The organism is Acinetobacter sp. ANC5681 (assembly GCF_023488045.1).
Lineage (GTDB): Bacteria > Pseudomonadota > Gammaproteobacteria > Pseudomonadales > Moraxellaceae > Acinetobacter.
The window spans coordinates 98,476-112,297 of the sequence record NZ_JAMFKZ010000004.1 but is presented as its reverse complement, the minus strand read 5'-3'; the positions used below and the strand labels follow the sequence as shown (position 1 = coordinate 112,297).

Here is a 13,822-nt window from a genome sequence, read left to right as displayed (position 1 = left end):
ATCCTCTTATTTTTTCAGTTTTTGGGGGCGCTGATAATTTGCTTTTTCAAACTGTTTTGATCGTTCAACAGCTAAACTATGCTCTGCCACATCTCGAGTTAAAGTTGAGCCTGCACCTGTGGTTGCACCTTGAGCAATTTTAATTGGTGCAACCAATGAGTTATTGGTACCAATAAATACATTGTCTTCAATCACAGTACGATGTTTATTTGCGCCATCATAATTACAAGTGATGGTTCCTGCACCAATATTACAATCAGCACCTATATCTGCATCACCTAGATAAGTAAAGTGATTGGCTTTAGAGCCTACACCAATATTAGAATTTTTAACTTCGACGAAGTTGCCAATATGCACATCATTCGCAAGATTTGCGCCTGGACGAAGACGGGCGAAAGGACCGATTTGAGTGTTTTCTCCAACGATCGCATTTTCAAAAATGCTATAGGCTTGAACTTTAGTGCCTGCCGCAATACGAGTATTTTTTAAAATACAGCCTGCGCCAAGTTGAACGTTGTCACCTAATTCGCAATCACCTTCAATAATGACATTGACATCAATTTGTACATCTTGACCGCATTTCACAGTTCCACGTAGGTCAAAACGATTTGGATCAATTAAATGTACGCCTTGTTGCATCAATTCTTTTGCTTGCTGTTGCTGAAATTGACGTTCCAAAGTTGCAAGTTGTAGGCGGTCATTCACACCTTCAACTTCAAATTCAAGCTCAGGTTGAATTGAAGCAATTTCTAAGCCATCGGCAACAGCCATTGCCACGATATCCGTGAGGTAATATTCACCTTGAACATTGTTATTAGACAGTTTTGGCAACCATTGATGTAATTTGGCATTACTTACACAATAAATGCCCGTATTAATTTCTTGTATTAGACGCTGTTCGTCATTGGCATCTTTATGCTCAACAATCGCTTGAATCTTATTTGCTTGACGAACGATACGACCATAGCCTGTTGGATTTTCAACATTAAGCGTAATCATACCAATACCAGATTGGCTAGAGGCATCAAGTAGCTGTTCAAGGGTACTTTGACGAACGAGAGGAACATCCCCATATAAAATCAAAGAAATACCATCTTGAGGTAATACTGGGAGAGTCATTTGCACCGCATGACCTGTTCCTAACAGTTCTGCTTGTTCAACCCACTCTATTTGTTCAGCAGCAAAGCTTTGCTTAACGAGTTCACCACCATGCCCATAGATCGTAATAATATTTTGAGCATGTAATTTTTTTGCAGTTTGAATCACATGTCCTAAAAGTGGACGGCCTGCAAGTGGTTGTAATACTTTTGGTAGTTGTGAACGCATTCGCGTTCCTTTCCCCGCTGCAAGAATAATAACAGTTGTTGACATAACTAACTCTAATTCAATGGCTTAAGTCAAAAATAAAAAAGAATAATAAAAATACAAAGCGCAGCCCAAAGACCTGCAATGATGTCATCAAGCATAATCCCTAGACCACCAGTAACTTTTTGGTCTGCCCAACTAATCGGAAATGGTTTCCAGATGTCAAATATACGGAAAAAAATAAAACCGACAATGACCCATAACCAATTTAATTGCTGTAGATAGAGCAAGGGTAGGAGCGTAATAGATTGTCCTGCAAATTCATCCCACACAATTCGACCATCATCGTGTACATGAATGACTTTCGCTGTTTGCCCACAGATGTATATGCCCACCAAAGACATGATAAGAATTGCTAAAACACTCAAATTAAAACCGAGATATAACCATAATGGTGTAAATAACAATGCAAATGCAGAACCAAATGTTCCTGGTGCTTTAGGACTGAGACCAGAACCAAATCCAACCCCGCAGAAAACGATGCAGCGATCGAACCAAGTCATCTGTTTGAAGTGAATGGGAGGCTTATGCAAAATGTTGGTATCCATGAATTTGTAGTGGGTAATTTTTACCCATATACTCAAATAACAATCCAGTTTGTTGGGTAATTTTGCCAATTATTGTAAGCGGAACATCTAATTGTTGTCGCGAGAGTTTTTCAAAATTTTGCGGTGATATTGTAAAACATAATTCGTAATCATCACCACCTGCAAGCGCATAATGCCAAGCTTGTCTCAAATCTAATTCTTTTAGTGATTGATCTATCGGAAGCTGCTCAAGCTGTAATGTTGCACCTACTTTTGATGCGTTCAGAATATGTCCTAAATCTTGTGCGAGTCCATCTGAAACATCGATCATACTTGAGGCTAAACCTTTTAGCTGTTGTCCCAAGTTACAACGTGGCGTTGGATAATCTAGGCGTTGTTGTAGAGGATGTCCTAAGTGTTGTAATCCAAACGCTGCATCACCAATCTGTCCACTAATACAGACATAGTCGCCGACTTGTGCGCCTGCACGCGTGATGGCTTGACCTTGTTCAATCCAGCCTAAAGCGGTGACACTTATAGTGAGTTGGGTGCTTTGAGTGGTATCGCCACCGATTAGGCTAACACCAAATTGATCGCAACAATCAAAAAGACCCTGACTAAATCCAGCCAACCAGTCATGATCAACGGTAGGGAGGCTGAGTGCGAGTAAAATACTATGGGGTTTTGCACCCATTGCGGCGAGATCAGATAAATTGACCGCGACACTTTTCCAGCCAATGGCATGGGCTGTCGTATCTAAGGGAAAATGTCGACCAGCGACTAGAGTGTCTGTGCAAATGACGAGTTGTTGCGAGGAAGGGGGGGTGAGGATGGCTGAGTCATCACCAATACCTAAACTGACATCCTGATGAGATGCTCGTTTAAAGTAACGGTCAATAATTGAAAACTCAGCCATGAAACATCAAGCCTATTATTTCGCTTGTTGTTTTTCGGCTTCACGAAGCTTTGAAGAAAGACGATCTAATACACCATTGATGTATTTATGGCTGTCTGCACCACCAAAGTGTTTTGCTAGCTCAATTGCTTCATCAAGTACAACGCGGTATGGAACTTCGAGATGATCTCGTAATTCATAAGCACCAAGTCGTAAGGTTGCAAGTTCTACACCATCTAGTGCAGTTAACTCACGATCAAGTACAGGGATGAGTAACTCATCTAAAGCTTCATGTTGAGCAACCACTTGAGTGAGCAATTCATGGTAATAGTTAAGGTCAACTTTGTGCATAGCATTTTCTACACGTGTACGTGCTTCAATTTCATGGACAGGGTTATGACTCATTTGCCATTCATAAATCCCTTGTACAGCAAAACGACGTGCTTTGCGTTTCGCTGCATAAGCGGCCTGAAGTGTTTGCGACATGCTTTAAATTGCCTTTAATAAGTTAACCATTTCGATTGCAGTCAATGCAGCTTCGCTACCTTTGTTTCCTGCTTTCGTACCTGAACGTTCGATTGCTTGTTCAATGCTGTCTGTCGTTAAGACACCATTGATCACAGGCATTGTGCTTTCAAGTGCAACTACACCTAAACCTTTCGCACATTCACCTGCAACGAAATCAAAATGTGGTGTGCTACCACGGATCACTGCACCGAGTGCAATGATGGCATCAAATTTGTTTGAAGCCGCTAATTTTTTTGCAACGATAGGAAGTTCCCACGCACCAGGTGCGTGAATAACAGTAATCGCATCTTCTGAAACGCCATGACGTTTTAAAGTGTCGATCGCGCCTTCAAGTAAATGTTCAACCACGAAGCTGTTGAAACGTCCTACTAAGATCGCATAACGACCTTCGCTTGCGAGATGTAATAAACCTTCAATTCGGCGAATTGCCATAGCAACCTCGATTATTTTGCTGTGATTTGATCGGCAGTGATATATTCCACTACCTCTAAATGAAATCCTGATAAAGCATTGAAACGAAGTGGAGAACTCAACAACTTCATTTTCTCAACACCAAGATCACGTAAAATTTGTGCACCGACACCAATTGTTTGATATTGCTGCGATAGAGCTGCATTTGATTTCAGTGGTTTTGGTTGGTTCAAATGATGAATGGCATGACCTAAATCTTCCAAGTGATCTTGTCCAATCCAAACCAATACACCACGGTCACTTGCAGCAATCGTTTTCATTGCAAGATCAAGATTCCATGCTGGAGAACCATCGGCTTTATTAAGCTTTAAAAGATCACGAACAGGGTTGAAACCATGCACACGAACAGTGGTGATGCCTTGTTTTGGTTCGCCTTTTACTAAAGCTAAATGGATATCTGGATTACCAATTTCACGATATTTATACAGTTCAAATGTACCGTATTCAGTATCAATGGTTTCTTGAGACAAACGTTCAACAGTTTGTTCATTGGTCATGCGGTAATGGATCAGATCCGCAATTGTACCGATTTTTAAACCATGTTTTTCTGCAAAAACTTCTAAGTCTGGACGGCGTGCCATGGTGCCGTCTTCATTAATAATTTCACAGATAACAGAGGCAGGCTCTAGACCTGCTAAACGGGTGAGGTCGCACCCTGCTTCCGTATGACCTGCGCGGTGCAATACACCGCCTGGTTGAGCCATCAATGGAAAAATATGACCAGGTTGAACGATATCGCTTGGTTTAGCATGTGCTGCAACTGCGGTGCGAATTGTATGCGCGCGTTCAGCAGCGGAGATACCGGTACTGATCCCTTCAGCTGCTTCAATCGACAGCGTGAAGTTAGTGGCATGTTGTGCACCGTTTTGATCTACCATTAACGGTAAATTAAGCTGTTTACAGCGATCACGACTCAAAGTTAGGCAAACTAGGCCACGCGCATGCGTAATCATGAAGTTAATATCTTCAGGGCGAACATGCGTTGCAGCGATGACTAAGTCACCTTCATTTTCACGATCTTCATCATCCATTAGGATGACCATTTTGCCTGCACGAATATCTGCGACAAGCTCTTCAACACGACTCAGCGGCATTCGCTTTCACCTTTTATGCTGCCTTTTAGGGCACTAGTATTCGATAAATCTGGTGTAGTTTACCGTATTTTAATAAATTTCGCCTGTGCTTCTTTATCAATTAAAAAAGTGAATCAAGCAAATAATAAAGCAACGCTTTATCCTAATGGGCATTTATAGCCCTGTAAGGGAGCGTTGCATTTTGAATTTGAATCGATACATTCGATCGAGCTAAGATTCAGTCGAAGCTTTTACTTTTTTACCCATCAAAATTTCAGTGCGCAGGTTTTGTGCTACGGTGGCACATTGCTCATTCATCCCATTAATCATAAAGGCATGACGAGTCATAATACTACTCGGATTTGGCATCACAACTAATTCATAACTATTTTGAACCGTTTTGAGTTGCTCATGATTGAGGTGTAAAGCTGCTTCCTTGGCATGTAAGTGTTGAGTTAAGCGCTTGGCTGCCTCAATCGCATCTAATTGCATCGCTTCTACAGCACTAGCAACAGCACCGCGCGTTTGTAGTGCAAAACGTTTATCTTCACGATAACGCTTATATAAAACATCTGCCAATAACTGGAAAACAGCACCAATCATCATCAGACATTCTAATGCATGAGGATGTTCTGATGTCGTCGACAAGGTTGCGCCTTCAGCATTAAATTCTTGAACGACGTTCATTTGTGCAGCGTCGAGTTGGTAATGTTTTGCACAGAGATCAATACTTTTATCTAAGAACAATTGACAGAGTTTAAAATAAGGCACAGAAACCGATTGATTGACACTGCTCAACAGTTGTTTTGGATCATAAAACTGGATATTCAGTGCGACAGTTTGATGATCTAAATTGACTTGTTGATCTGTTGTTGAAGCTTTTTCAATACGTGATTTTGGTTGAGCTTTTGCCTGTTGCTGTGCTTGTGCAACTAACGTGACTGTATTTTGCTTCTCAAGTGCGAGAGCCTGAGTTAAACGTTGAATTTCATGTTTAAGATGATTTTCTTGGTTAATACGAGCTAAATATTCACTACGTGTTGGACGTGCAATGGCACGATACGCCAACCAGATCAACCCATGAATAAATAAAGATGCCAAAATCGCCAGCCACTGCGTGCGTAAGATTTCACCAATACTTGGTTGGATAAGCGTAATTTCAACCGTTCCAACTTTCTTTTCATTTTGTAGTGCATCTCGAACAAAGACTTCACCTTGACGCGTCTTTGCCATACCACTGGTTGCAAGGACTTGTTTATTGGCATCGAGGATACGAATGGATGCGACACTTGGGTTGGTTGCATAACGGTTGGCCACCAGTGCCAATGAGACCGTGTTGGCAGGTTCCAGTTCTGAAAGGCTATCTGCCACAAGCTGACTGGTCATCAGTTGTCCCTGACTGGTGCGGTTTTCATTGAGTTGATGTGTCGTTGCAATCACCAGTAAAAAGGTATGCAGTGCAAAACTTACGATCAGCAGGCTAGCAAATAGCCCTTGGCGTGGCGCATTCAAGTTAAACTTCCAAGATAAATAAGAGTCAAATAGATTCAGGTCAGGTTATGTTATGATTCTTACATACAATAGTTGTCGCTCAAACACGAGTCAATTCATGCGTGAAATCATTCTTATATCCTTTTTAGGACCAGATCAACCGAATCAGTTTACTCGATTAATGCAGGTACTTTCCGTGCATTCTTTGCAAATACTCGATGTGGGTCAGGCTGTTATCCATAATCAACTCACTTTAGGAATTGTTGTTGCTTCGGATAATGAGACTGCAACAGCATTAGCAATGAAAGAGATTTTGATTTTAGCACATGATATTGGCTTAACTGTGCGATTTAAACCAATCTCCAACGCAGAATATGATCAATGGGTGAGTGAAGGTGGGCGTACACGTTATATCGTGACGGCACTTGCACCAGAGCTTACCGCTGCGCATTTGCAGGCAGTCACTAAAATTGTATCGAGTCAGGGCTTTAATATTGAAACAGTAACACGCTTATCTGGTCGTTTAGATCTCGATGCAGAAAGCCAATTTCCACGTCGTGCCTGTGTTCAGTTTGGCTTAAGTGGGCAAATGTTGGATGCACAAGCGATGCGAGCTGCATGTTTGAGTTTGTCAGGTGAGCTGAATATTGATGTGGCGGTACAAGAAGATAATGCTTACCGTCGTAATCGTCGTTTGGTTTGTTTCGATATGGACTCAACCTTGATTGAACAAGAGGTGATTGATGAATTGGCGCTAGAAGCAGGTGTCGGTGAACAGGTCGCTGAAATTACTGAGCGTGCCATGCAAGGTGAACTCGATTTCCAACAAAGTTTTCGTGCACGTGTTGCATTATTAAAAGGCTTGGATGCTTCTGTATTACCTAAAATTGCAGAACGTTTAACCGTGACGGAAGGGGCGGAACGTTTAATCTCGACTCTGAAAGCATTGGGATATAAAACGGCAATCTTATCGGGTGGTTTCCAGTATTTTGCTGAATATTTACAAGCAAAGCTCGGTATTGATGAGGTACATGCCAATATTTTAGATGTACAAGACGGGTTGGTGACAGGTGAAGTCAAAGGTGCGATCGTGGATGGCGCACGTAAGGCTGAATTATTGCGTCAATTGGCAGACAAAATGGGAATCTCATTAGAGCAGGCGATGGCTGTTGGTGATGGTGCTAATGATCTACCAATGCTATCAATCGCAGGTTTAGGCGTGGCGTTCCGCGCTAAACCACTTGTTCGTCAAAATGCCAATCAGGCAATTTCAAGTGTTGGTCTGGATGGTGTCCTGTACTTGCTGGGAATGCATGACAAGGACCTGAACCGTGCTTAAAGACGGATTGTTCTAAAAACACCCAAATTGTTTAAGCTTTATCCAATGCCGTTTTTCAAGCGGCATTTTTTATTTTAAATACGTCACAATTCCGTCATATTTATGTCTAAATGTATAGAAAAACAACGATAAAAAAATTCTGAAAAAAGTTTCTGAATGATTAAAAAGATCGATATTTTTTTGTAATGACACGCCGTAATTGATGCTATATAGCATTTTGAGACTTTTGTAATTTTAAAAAATGTAATGACAAAAGCATATTGCGACACCTTGTGTCGTATGGTTAATTTCAAGCTCTTTTTTTCTATAAAAAACCCTCCATAATGCATAAAGACGTTAATGCAACACCGAATATTGTTTAGAGATTACAGAACAAATATGAGGTTTGGACACGATCCAAACCACTTTTTAAAGACGGAGGTTTCTATGGAAGCAGCGAATTTCACCATGTGGGTTGGATTTGGCTTAATCGCTGTCGCAGTTATTGCTGTTTTCTTTTCTCCTTATCGTCGTTGGTTAGGCTTTATGCTAGCGGGTATGTTGAGTTGGGGATTATTAGAAGCGGTGCGCTTTGGTATGCAAACCATGTTCGAAATGTCGGTCGCCTATAGTTATTTGACAGCCTTAAGCCTTGCGATGGTAACGGTTACATTCATACTTTTACTTGAAGACAAACAAACACAAAAGCAATTGGCGAAACGTCAGTATATTGAACATACGCCAGTCTATAAGGATGACCAACAACAATGTTCTAGCCGATAATTTATAATAATTTGAACTACATCAAAGGCATGCTCAGCATGCCTTTTTTGTGCTAACTTTCTGCAACAAAGCTTTTACAGACCTATCGACAATTGTGCTAGGATACGGTTGTCTTAATTTTCATCATTATACTGTAGGCATAAATGTCATGAAGCTTTCTTCTTTACCTGTGATTCAGTTACCGATCGTTGATGTAAGCACTGACCCACTTGATCTATTAGTGGCAGGTTTGGCGTTACGTATGAAGCAATTGGCACGTACCAGCCCAAAGTTTATTGAATTGGTTCATGATCGTGAATTTCGTATCCAGATTGGTACAGATTTAGGTTTGGCACGTCAGATTATTGTTAATCGTGGCAGAATTGATACGGTTGCGGGCAGCCCTGAAAGAGCTGATTTTATTTTGCAATTTGCTTCAAGTGAGCAAGGTGTAAAAACTTTGGTGAAGGGTGATCCAACTGCATTCATGACAGGTATGCAAGATGGCAGCATTAAAATGGAAGGTGACTTCAGCTTGTTAGTTTGGTTTAACCAAGTAGCTAAATTGATTCCACCGAAAGTGCCAAAACCAGTAAAAGAAAAAATTCGCCAAGCACGTGCATTTATTAAAGAAAAAACAGGTAAATAAACCAACCTGAAAAAAACTCCCTAAAAGGGAGTTTTTTTATGTCTCATTTATTCAATTTCTAAATTAAAAGTCACAGGCCCATCATTAATTAAATGAACTTTCATATCAGCAGCAAAAATACCTGTTTGGATATGAGCAAATTGTTGACGCGCATACTCAACCAATTGCTCATACAAAGCTTTCGCTTCGGCTGGCGGCATGGCAGGTCCAAAATCAGGGCGTAAGCCTTTTTGTGTTTGCGCCATCAAAGTAAATTGTGAGACCAATAAAAGTCCCCCCTGAGCTTGGCTTAGATTCCACCCCATTTTGCCTTGTTCATCATCAAATATTCGATATTTTAAAATCTTATCAATAAGCTTTTGTCCTTGCTCTAAAGTATCGTTTTTACCTAGACCTAAGAATACGAGTAAGCCCTGCTGAATTTCGCCAGTGGTTTGACCCTCAACCACGACTTTCGCTTCTAAAACTCGTTGAATTAATGCGCGCATAAGATTAAAAAATAGGTGAAATAGAGTGAGGCAGTGTAACAGACACTGCATATAAAAATGAGTTGTGCAGCAAAAGTCTACTATTCAATATGAGTCAATTGATTGTATAACAATAGCTATTATGCAAAAGAATCGGTTATAACCATCCGCTATGTCTGCCATTATTCGATCTTTACTCGACACTGACTTATATAAATTCACCATGCTACAAGTGGTGCTGCATCAATTTCCACAGACGCATAGCGTGTATTTATTTCGCTGTCGAAACTTAGAAGATACGGTTTATCCTTTGGTTGAGATTCTAGAAGATCTGAATCATCAGCTTGATTTACTCTGTGAATTGCGTTTTGCTGAAGATGAGTTGCAATATCTTCGTTCTTTACGTTTCATTAAAAGTGATTTTGTTGATTACCTTGAATTATTCCAGCTAAAAAGACGTTTTATCCAAGCCAGTATTGATGAATCGGGTCGGTTAGATATTCGGATTGAAGGGCCAATGGTACAGGCCATGATGTTTGAAATCTTTGTTCTGGCAATCGTCAATGAACTGTATTTTCGCCGCATCCGTAGCGATGAGGTCTGGGTTGAGGGTGAGTGCCGATTACAGCACAAGCTGGTCCAACTGCAACACTATGCCCAGCAACAGCAGGACAATGATCCGCCATTTTTGGTTTCAGATTTTGGTACTCGCCGCCGTTATAGTTTTGACTGGCAAAAGCATGTAGTGGAGGCGTTTCATGAGGCTGCACCGCAAGTGTTTCGTGGCACCAGCAACGTACTATTGGCGAAAGAGTTGGGTATTAGCCCGATTGGAACGATGGCACATGAGTTTTTACAAGCGTTTCAAGCTTTAGATGTCCGATTACGTAATTTTCAAAAAGCGGCTCTAGAAGCTTGGGTACAAGAATATCGGGGTGATTTAGGCATTGCTTTGACCGATGTGGTTGGAATGGATGCGTTCCTGCGTGATTTTGACCTGTATTTTGCCAAGCTGTTTGATGGCTTGCGCCATGACAGTGGCGATCCCTATGAATGGGGGGATAAAGCGTATGCGCACTACCGCAAATTAAAGATTGATACCAAAACCAAAATGCTGACTTTTAGTGATGGTCTAAATTTAGAAAAAGCATGGCTATTGCATCAATATTTTAAAGATCGTTTTCAAGTTAGTTTTGGTATCGGGACGAATCTGACCAATGATATGGGGCAAAAGCCTCTGAATATTGTATTGAAGTTAGTGGAGTGTAATGGTCAATCGGTGGCAAAAATTTCCGATAGTTCAGGTAAAACCATGACTGACAATGAAACTTTCCTTGCATATTTAAGACAGGTGTTTGAGATCGAAGAGGTCAGCTAATCTATAGCTGATTTTCTGCTAATTGAATGCAAAAAATCAGACAAAGATAAAAAGTCGGCTATGTTAAAATTGATTCAATGCGGATAGAAAATAGCATAAAAATGACTGATGTAGATTTTAAACTGGGTTTACTGATTGAGCTTGAAGAACTTGTACCTTATTTAGGACATGAGCTGATTCGTGTCGTTGATTTAAGCCGAGCATCGGTTTATGAACAATTGCATATTCCTCATGCCATTCATTTACAACCTAAATTCTTGGTTGCACAGCATGAACAGGCGAATGGGGTGTTACCTGATCTAGCCGGTTTACAAGCTCTCATCGAAAAATTAAATATTTCATCTCAACATCATATTGTCGTTTATGACGATGAAGGTGGGGCGTGGGCAGGGCGTTTAATCTGGAATTTACATTGTCTTGGTTTTAACCGCACCAGTTTGATTAATGGTGGGATTCATGCTTGGCTGGGGGCAGGCTTACCAACCACAGCAGATATAGATAAAGTCATCCCTGTGAGCGAGCTTGTACAAGTTAATTTGAATAGCGTGCAACAGTATCGAGTTGAATACAATGAATTACTTCAGCAGGTTCAACAACAGCATATTCAGCTCTGGGATTGTCGCACTAATGAAGAATATACTGGACTACGTTTAGCTGCGCGACGCGGTGGTCACATCCCAAATGCATTGCATTTTGAATGGAGTACTGCCCTAAACCGTGAAAATCATCTAAAATTACACCCGCTTGAACGCACTCAACAACGTTTAGAACAATTAGGCTTTAATTTACAACAACCTGTGGTGGTGTATTGTCAGTCACATCATCGTTCGGGTTTGGCGTATATATTGGCAAGATTGCTCAATTGGCAAGTCAGAGCCTACGATGGTGCGTGGAGTGAATGGGGCAATCGCCTCGATAGTCCTATTATTTCAGGGGAGTCACCGTCTTGAGTTTTTCAGCAGATTTAAAAAAACAACTTTTTATCAAAGCACAAAATTTAGTACCGCAACATCAACTGAGCCGTGTTATTGGCAAAGTTGCAGCAAGTGAAAACGTTTTGGTGAAAACTGCTGTGATTCAAGCATTCAAAGCAAAATATGGCATTGATATGAGCATTGCCGAAAAAACGAATCCAAATCAATATAAATCATTTAATGAATTTTTTACTCGTGCGCTTAAAGATGGTGTGCGTGGTGTAGATGAACAAGCGGATAGTATCGTGTGCCCTGCGGATGGTGCGATTTCACAGTTGGGTAAAATTGAAGCAGGTGATATTTTTCAAGCCAAAGGTCAAAGCTTTTCTGTTGAGAAATTAATTGGCGATCCACAACTGGCAAAACCATTTATTGATGGTCAGTTTGCAACGGTTTATTTGTCACCGAAAGATTATCATCGTGTACATATGCCATTGGCTGGCACGTTGACTGAAACGTTATATATTCCAGGTGAGTTGTTCTCAGTCAACCAAACTACAGCTGAAAATGTACCAGGTTTGTTTGCGCGTAATGAGCGGATGGTATGTTTGTTTGATACAGAACTTGGTCGTATGGCGGTGGTTTTAGTTGGTGCGATGATTGTGGCTGGGATTGAAACTGTTGCGACAGGTAAGGTAAAACCTTCAGGTAAAGTTGAATTACAACATCACCAAATGCAGTTAGATAAAGGGGCTGAGTTAGGTCGTTTCTACTTAGGTTCTACTGCTGTGGTTTTATTTGAAAAAGATAAAATGGTGTGGGAAGAACAGTTTAAAGCGAACTCGACTGTGGTAATGGGTGAGCGTTTAGGTCACTCGGTTTAATTTAGAGTTGAGTTTAAAAAGCCCCTAGATAGGGGCTTTTTTACGTATTTCGTATAAGGCGTATTATGTTGGTTTTAGAAAATATTTAAAATAAAAACTTATAGAAAAATTCTTTTTCATCACTTATCTTTAAGTTTAATCGGTTATCCAAGAGAGCTTCTTTAACCAAGTCAATTATTATTAAGACCTCATCAAAAAATCGCTTTGAATTAATTTTAGAGCAGTAAATACTTAATTCATTTTCAAAAACACCATTCCAATCAGTTGATGGAAATTCAATGGTTGTTGCTAATGTCGGTTCAAGTCTAAAAATAGTATGATATTGTCCTGCATATTGCGCACGACTAGTCAAACTCCCATCATGGATTAGTCCATTCCTTAGAGCCAATAAATATTGGATAGTTTTTTCATCATATGTATGTAAATCTAGAATCTGTTTTATTCCATTTTTTAATGGTTTATTTGGATCATTAACAATACTACCCAACTGATCTAAAATCATAAAACAACCAAGTAATGGTGTATAAGTTCTAGTTCGATTATTATTGTAAGAAGCTCTAATATTTTCTACTAAATCATGCAAGCTTGTACTAACTTCACGATTTTTAAGTTTAGTTACATTCCAGTTCACATTCAAATAAGTATAAACTAATTCATGAATTGATAACTCCTCTAATTTTTTATTAGAAAAATATTCATTAATTTGGTGAGGCATAGCATTTTTGAAGTCATTAAATGAGTTTACTCTATTGGTATTAGACATCATAGTTCGCCAAATTAAAAAAATATAATACTATTATTTATAAAAAATTACTGATTAATTTAACACAATTGGCACTATGTGAAATACTTTGATCTTATTTTATTAAGATCGATATCCTATTCGTTTTTTAAATCTCAATAGCCTGTAGAGAGGTCGATTTGAAAAAAATTATATTCTCTCTAAGAAATTTTGATATGTTTTGCCGAGCTCTAATCGTATCTGTACGTTTTTTCTTACACCAATTCCAGTCAATGACCCATATTCGTACCGATCCAAATCACCTAATATCAACTCATCAGGAACAGGAAGTTCCAAAATATAAAACAAGAATGATAAG

The 13,822-nt window shown here is 39.9% G+C and carries 15 protein-coding genes; 6 read left to right on the top strand and 9 right to left on the bottom strand.

The features are described 5' to 3' along the window. Positions 1-6 precede the first annotated feature (6 nt). From glmU to M5121_RS04095, 7 genes are all read right to left on the bottom strand, one after another. Positions 7-1,371, bottom strand: a complete 1,365-nt coding sequence (gene glmU / locus M5121_RS04125) for a bifunctional UDP-N-acetylglucosamine diphosphorylase/glucosamine-1-phosphate N-acetyltransferase GlmU (RefSeq protein ID WP_249570441.1) — start codon at positions 1,369-1,371, stop codon at positions 7-9. A 26-nt stretch (positions 1,372-1,397) separates the two neighbouring features. Then, a complete protein-coding gene (locus M5121_RS04120) occupies positions 1,398-1,913 on the bottom strand; it encodes a phosphatidylglycerophosphatase A family protein (RefSeq protein WP_249570440.1) in 516 nt (171 codons plus the stop codon). Further along, positions 1,891-2,808 (bottom strand): thiamine-phosphate kinase, encoded by a 918-nt coding sequence (gene thiL / locus M5121_RS04115; RefSeq protein WP_249570439.1) that lies wholly within the window; start codon positions 2,806-2,808, stop codon positions 1,891-1,893. Before thiL ends, M5121_RS04120 begins: the two co-directional genes overlap by 23 nt. Positions 2,809-2,823: 15 nt before the next feature. Continuing rightward, on the bottom strand, positions 2,824-3,273 hold the full coding sequence (gene nusB / locus M5121_RS04110) for a transcription antitermination factor NusB (protein ID WP_004659763.1): 450 nt from the start codon (positions 3,271-3,273) through the stop codon (positions 2,824-2,826). A gap of 3 nt (positions 3,274-3,276) precedes the next feature. Then, on the bottom strand, positions 3,277-3,747 hold the full coding sequence (ribH, locus tag M5121_RS04105; RefSeq protein WP_004659764.1) for a 6,7-dimethyl-8-ribityllumazine synthase: 471 nt from the start codon (positions 3,745-3,747) through the stop codon (positions 3,277-3,279). Between the two features lie 11 nt (positions 3,748-3,758). Continuing rightward, positions 3,759-4,880, bottom strand: coding sequence for a bifunctional 3,4-dihydroxy-2-butanone-4-phosphate synthase/GTP cyclohydrolase II (gene ribBA / locus M5121_RS04100; protein ID WP_249570438.1), 1,122 nt, complete (start codon positions 4,878-4,880; stop codon positions 3,759-3,761). 210 nt (positions 4,881-5,090) lie between these two features. Further along, a complete protein-coding gene (locus M5121_RS04095) occupies positions 5,091-6,371 on the bottom strand; it encodes a hypothetical protein (RefSeq protein WP_249570437.1) in 1,281 nt (426 codons plus the stop codon). A gap of 97 nt (positions 6,372-6,468) precedes the next feature. On the opposite strand from M5121_RS04095, the gene serB reads away from it, so the two are divergent. From serB to M5121_RS04080, 3 genes are all read left to right on the top strand, one after another. Next, positions 6,469-7,689 carry a phosphoserine phosphatase SerB gene (serB, locus tag M5121_RS04090; protein ID WP_004659767.1) on the top strand — a complete coding sequence of 407 codons (1,221 nt, stop codon included), beginning with the start codon at positions 6,469-6,471 and terminating at the stop codon, positions 7,687-7,689. A 426-nt stretch (positions 7,690-8,115) separates the two neighbouring features. Next, positions 8,116-8,451: a ciprofloxacin tolerance protein AciT gene (aciT, locus tag M5121_RS04085; RefSeq protein ID WP_249570436.1), complete on the top strand. Its 336-nt coding sequence runs from the start codon at positions 8,116-8,118 to the stop codon at positions 8,449-8,451. Positions 8,452-8,599: 148 nt separating this feature from the next. Further along, entirely contained in the window at positions 8,600-9,079 is a 480-nt protein-coding gene (locus M5121_RS04080) for an SCP-2 sterol transfer family protein (protein ID WP_249570435.1), read from the top strand. A 47-nt stretch (positions 9,080-9,126) separates the two neighbouring features. Here the strand turns inward: M5121_RS04080 and dtd are convergent, their stop codons facing one another. Next, on the bottom strand, positions 9,127-9,567 hold the full coding sequence (gene dtd / locus M5121_RS04075; protein WP_249570434.1) for a D-aminoacyl-tRNA deacylase: 441 nt from the start codon (positions 9,565-9,567) through the stop codon (positions 9,127-9,129). Between the two features lie 151 nt (positions 9,568-9,718). Here dtd and pncB point away from each other — a divergent pair, with 151 nt between their 5' ends. From pncB to asd, 3 genes are all read left to right on the top strand, one after another. Then, positions 9,719-10,924 (top strand): nicotinate phosphoribosyltransferase, encoded by a 1,206-nt coding sequence (gene pncB / locus M5121_RS04070; RefSeq protein WP_249570433.1) that lies wholly within the window; start codon positions 9,719-9,721, stop codon positions 10,922-10,924. Between the two features lie 101 nt (positions 10,925-11,025). Beyond that, positions 11,026-11,874, top strand: a complete 849-nt coding sequence (locus M5121_RS04065; protein WP_249570432.1) for a sulfurtransferase — start codon at positions 11,026-11,028, stop codon at positions 11,872-11,874. Further along, positions 11,871-12,722, top strand: a complete 852-nt coding sequence (gene asd, locus M5121_RS04060; RefSeq protein ID WP_249570431.1) for an archaetidylserine decarboxylase — start codon at positions 11,871-11,873, stop codon at positions 12,720-12,722. Before M5121_RS04065 ends, asd begins: the two co-directional genes overlap by 4 nt. An 85-nt stretch (positions 12,723-12,807) precedes the next feature. Here asd and M5121_RS04055 read toward each other — a convergent pair whose 3' ends face one another. After that, entirely contained in the window at positions 12,808-13,485 is a 678-nt protein-coding gene (locus M5121_RS04055) for a hypothetical protein (RefSeq protein WP_249570430.1), read from the bottom strand. Between the last annotated feature and the right edge of the window lie 337 nt (positions 13,486-13,822).

What these genes read in the sequence shown, in the direction of transcription:
- M5121_RS04120 (WP_249570440.1), bottom strand. Translation starts at nt 1,913, where the DNA reads ATGGATACCAACATTTTGCATAAGCCTCCCATTCACTTCAAACAGATG.
- nusB (WP_004659763.1), bottom strand. Translation starts at nt 3,273, where the DNA reads ATGTCGCAAACACTTCAGGCCGCTTATGCAGCGAAACGCAAAGCACGT.
- dtd (WP_249570434.1), bottom strand. Translation starts at nt 9,567, where the DNA reads ATGCGCGCATTAATTCAACGAGTTTTAGAAGCGAAAGTCGTGGTTGAG.
- aciT (WP_249570436.1), top strand. Translation starts at nt 8,116, where the DNA reads ATGGAAGCAGCGAATTTCACCATGTGGGTTGGATTTGGCTTAATCGCT.
- serB (WP_004659767.1), top strand. Translation starts at nt 6,469, where the DNA reads ATGCGTGAAATCATTCTTATATCCTTTTTAGGACCAGATCAACCGAAT.
- pncB (WP_249570433.1), top strand. Translation starts at nt 9,719, where the DNA reads ATGTCTGCCATTATTCGATCTTTACTCGACACTGACTTATATAAATTC.
- M5121_RS04055 (WP_249570430.1), bottom strand. Translation starts at nt 13,485, where the DNA reads ATGTCTAATACCAATAGAGTAAACTCATTTAATGACTTCAAAAATGCT.
- ribBA (WP_249570438.1), bottom strand. Translation starts at nt 4,880, where the DNA reads ATGCCGCTGAGTCGTGTTGAAGAGCTTGTCGCAGATATTCGTGCAGGC.
- M5121_RS04065 (WP_249570432.1), top strand. Translation starts at nt 11,026, where the DNA reads ATGACTGATGTAGATTTTAAACTGGGTTTACTGATTGAGCTTGAAGAA.
- ribH (WP_004659764.1), bottom strand. Translation starts at nt 3,747, where the DNA reads ATGGCAATTCGCCGAATTGAAGGTTTATTACATCTCGCAAGCGAAGGT.
- glmU (WP_249570441.1), bottom strand. Translation starts at nt 1,371, where the DNA reads ATGTCAACAACTGTTATTATTCTTGCAGCGGGGAAAGGAACGCGAATG.
- thiL (WP_249570439.1), bottom strand. Translation starts at nt 2,808, where the DNA reads ATGGCTGAGTTTTCAATTATTGACCGTTACTTTAAACGAGCATCTCAT.
- M5121_RS04080 (WP_249570435.1), top strand. Translation starts at nt 8,600, where the DNA reads ATGAAGCTTTCTTCTTTACCTGTGATTCAGTTACCGATCGTTGATGTA.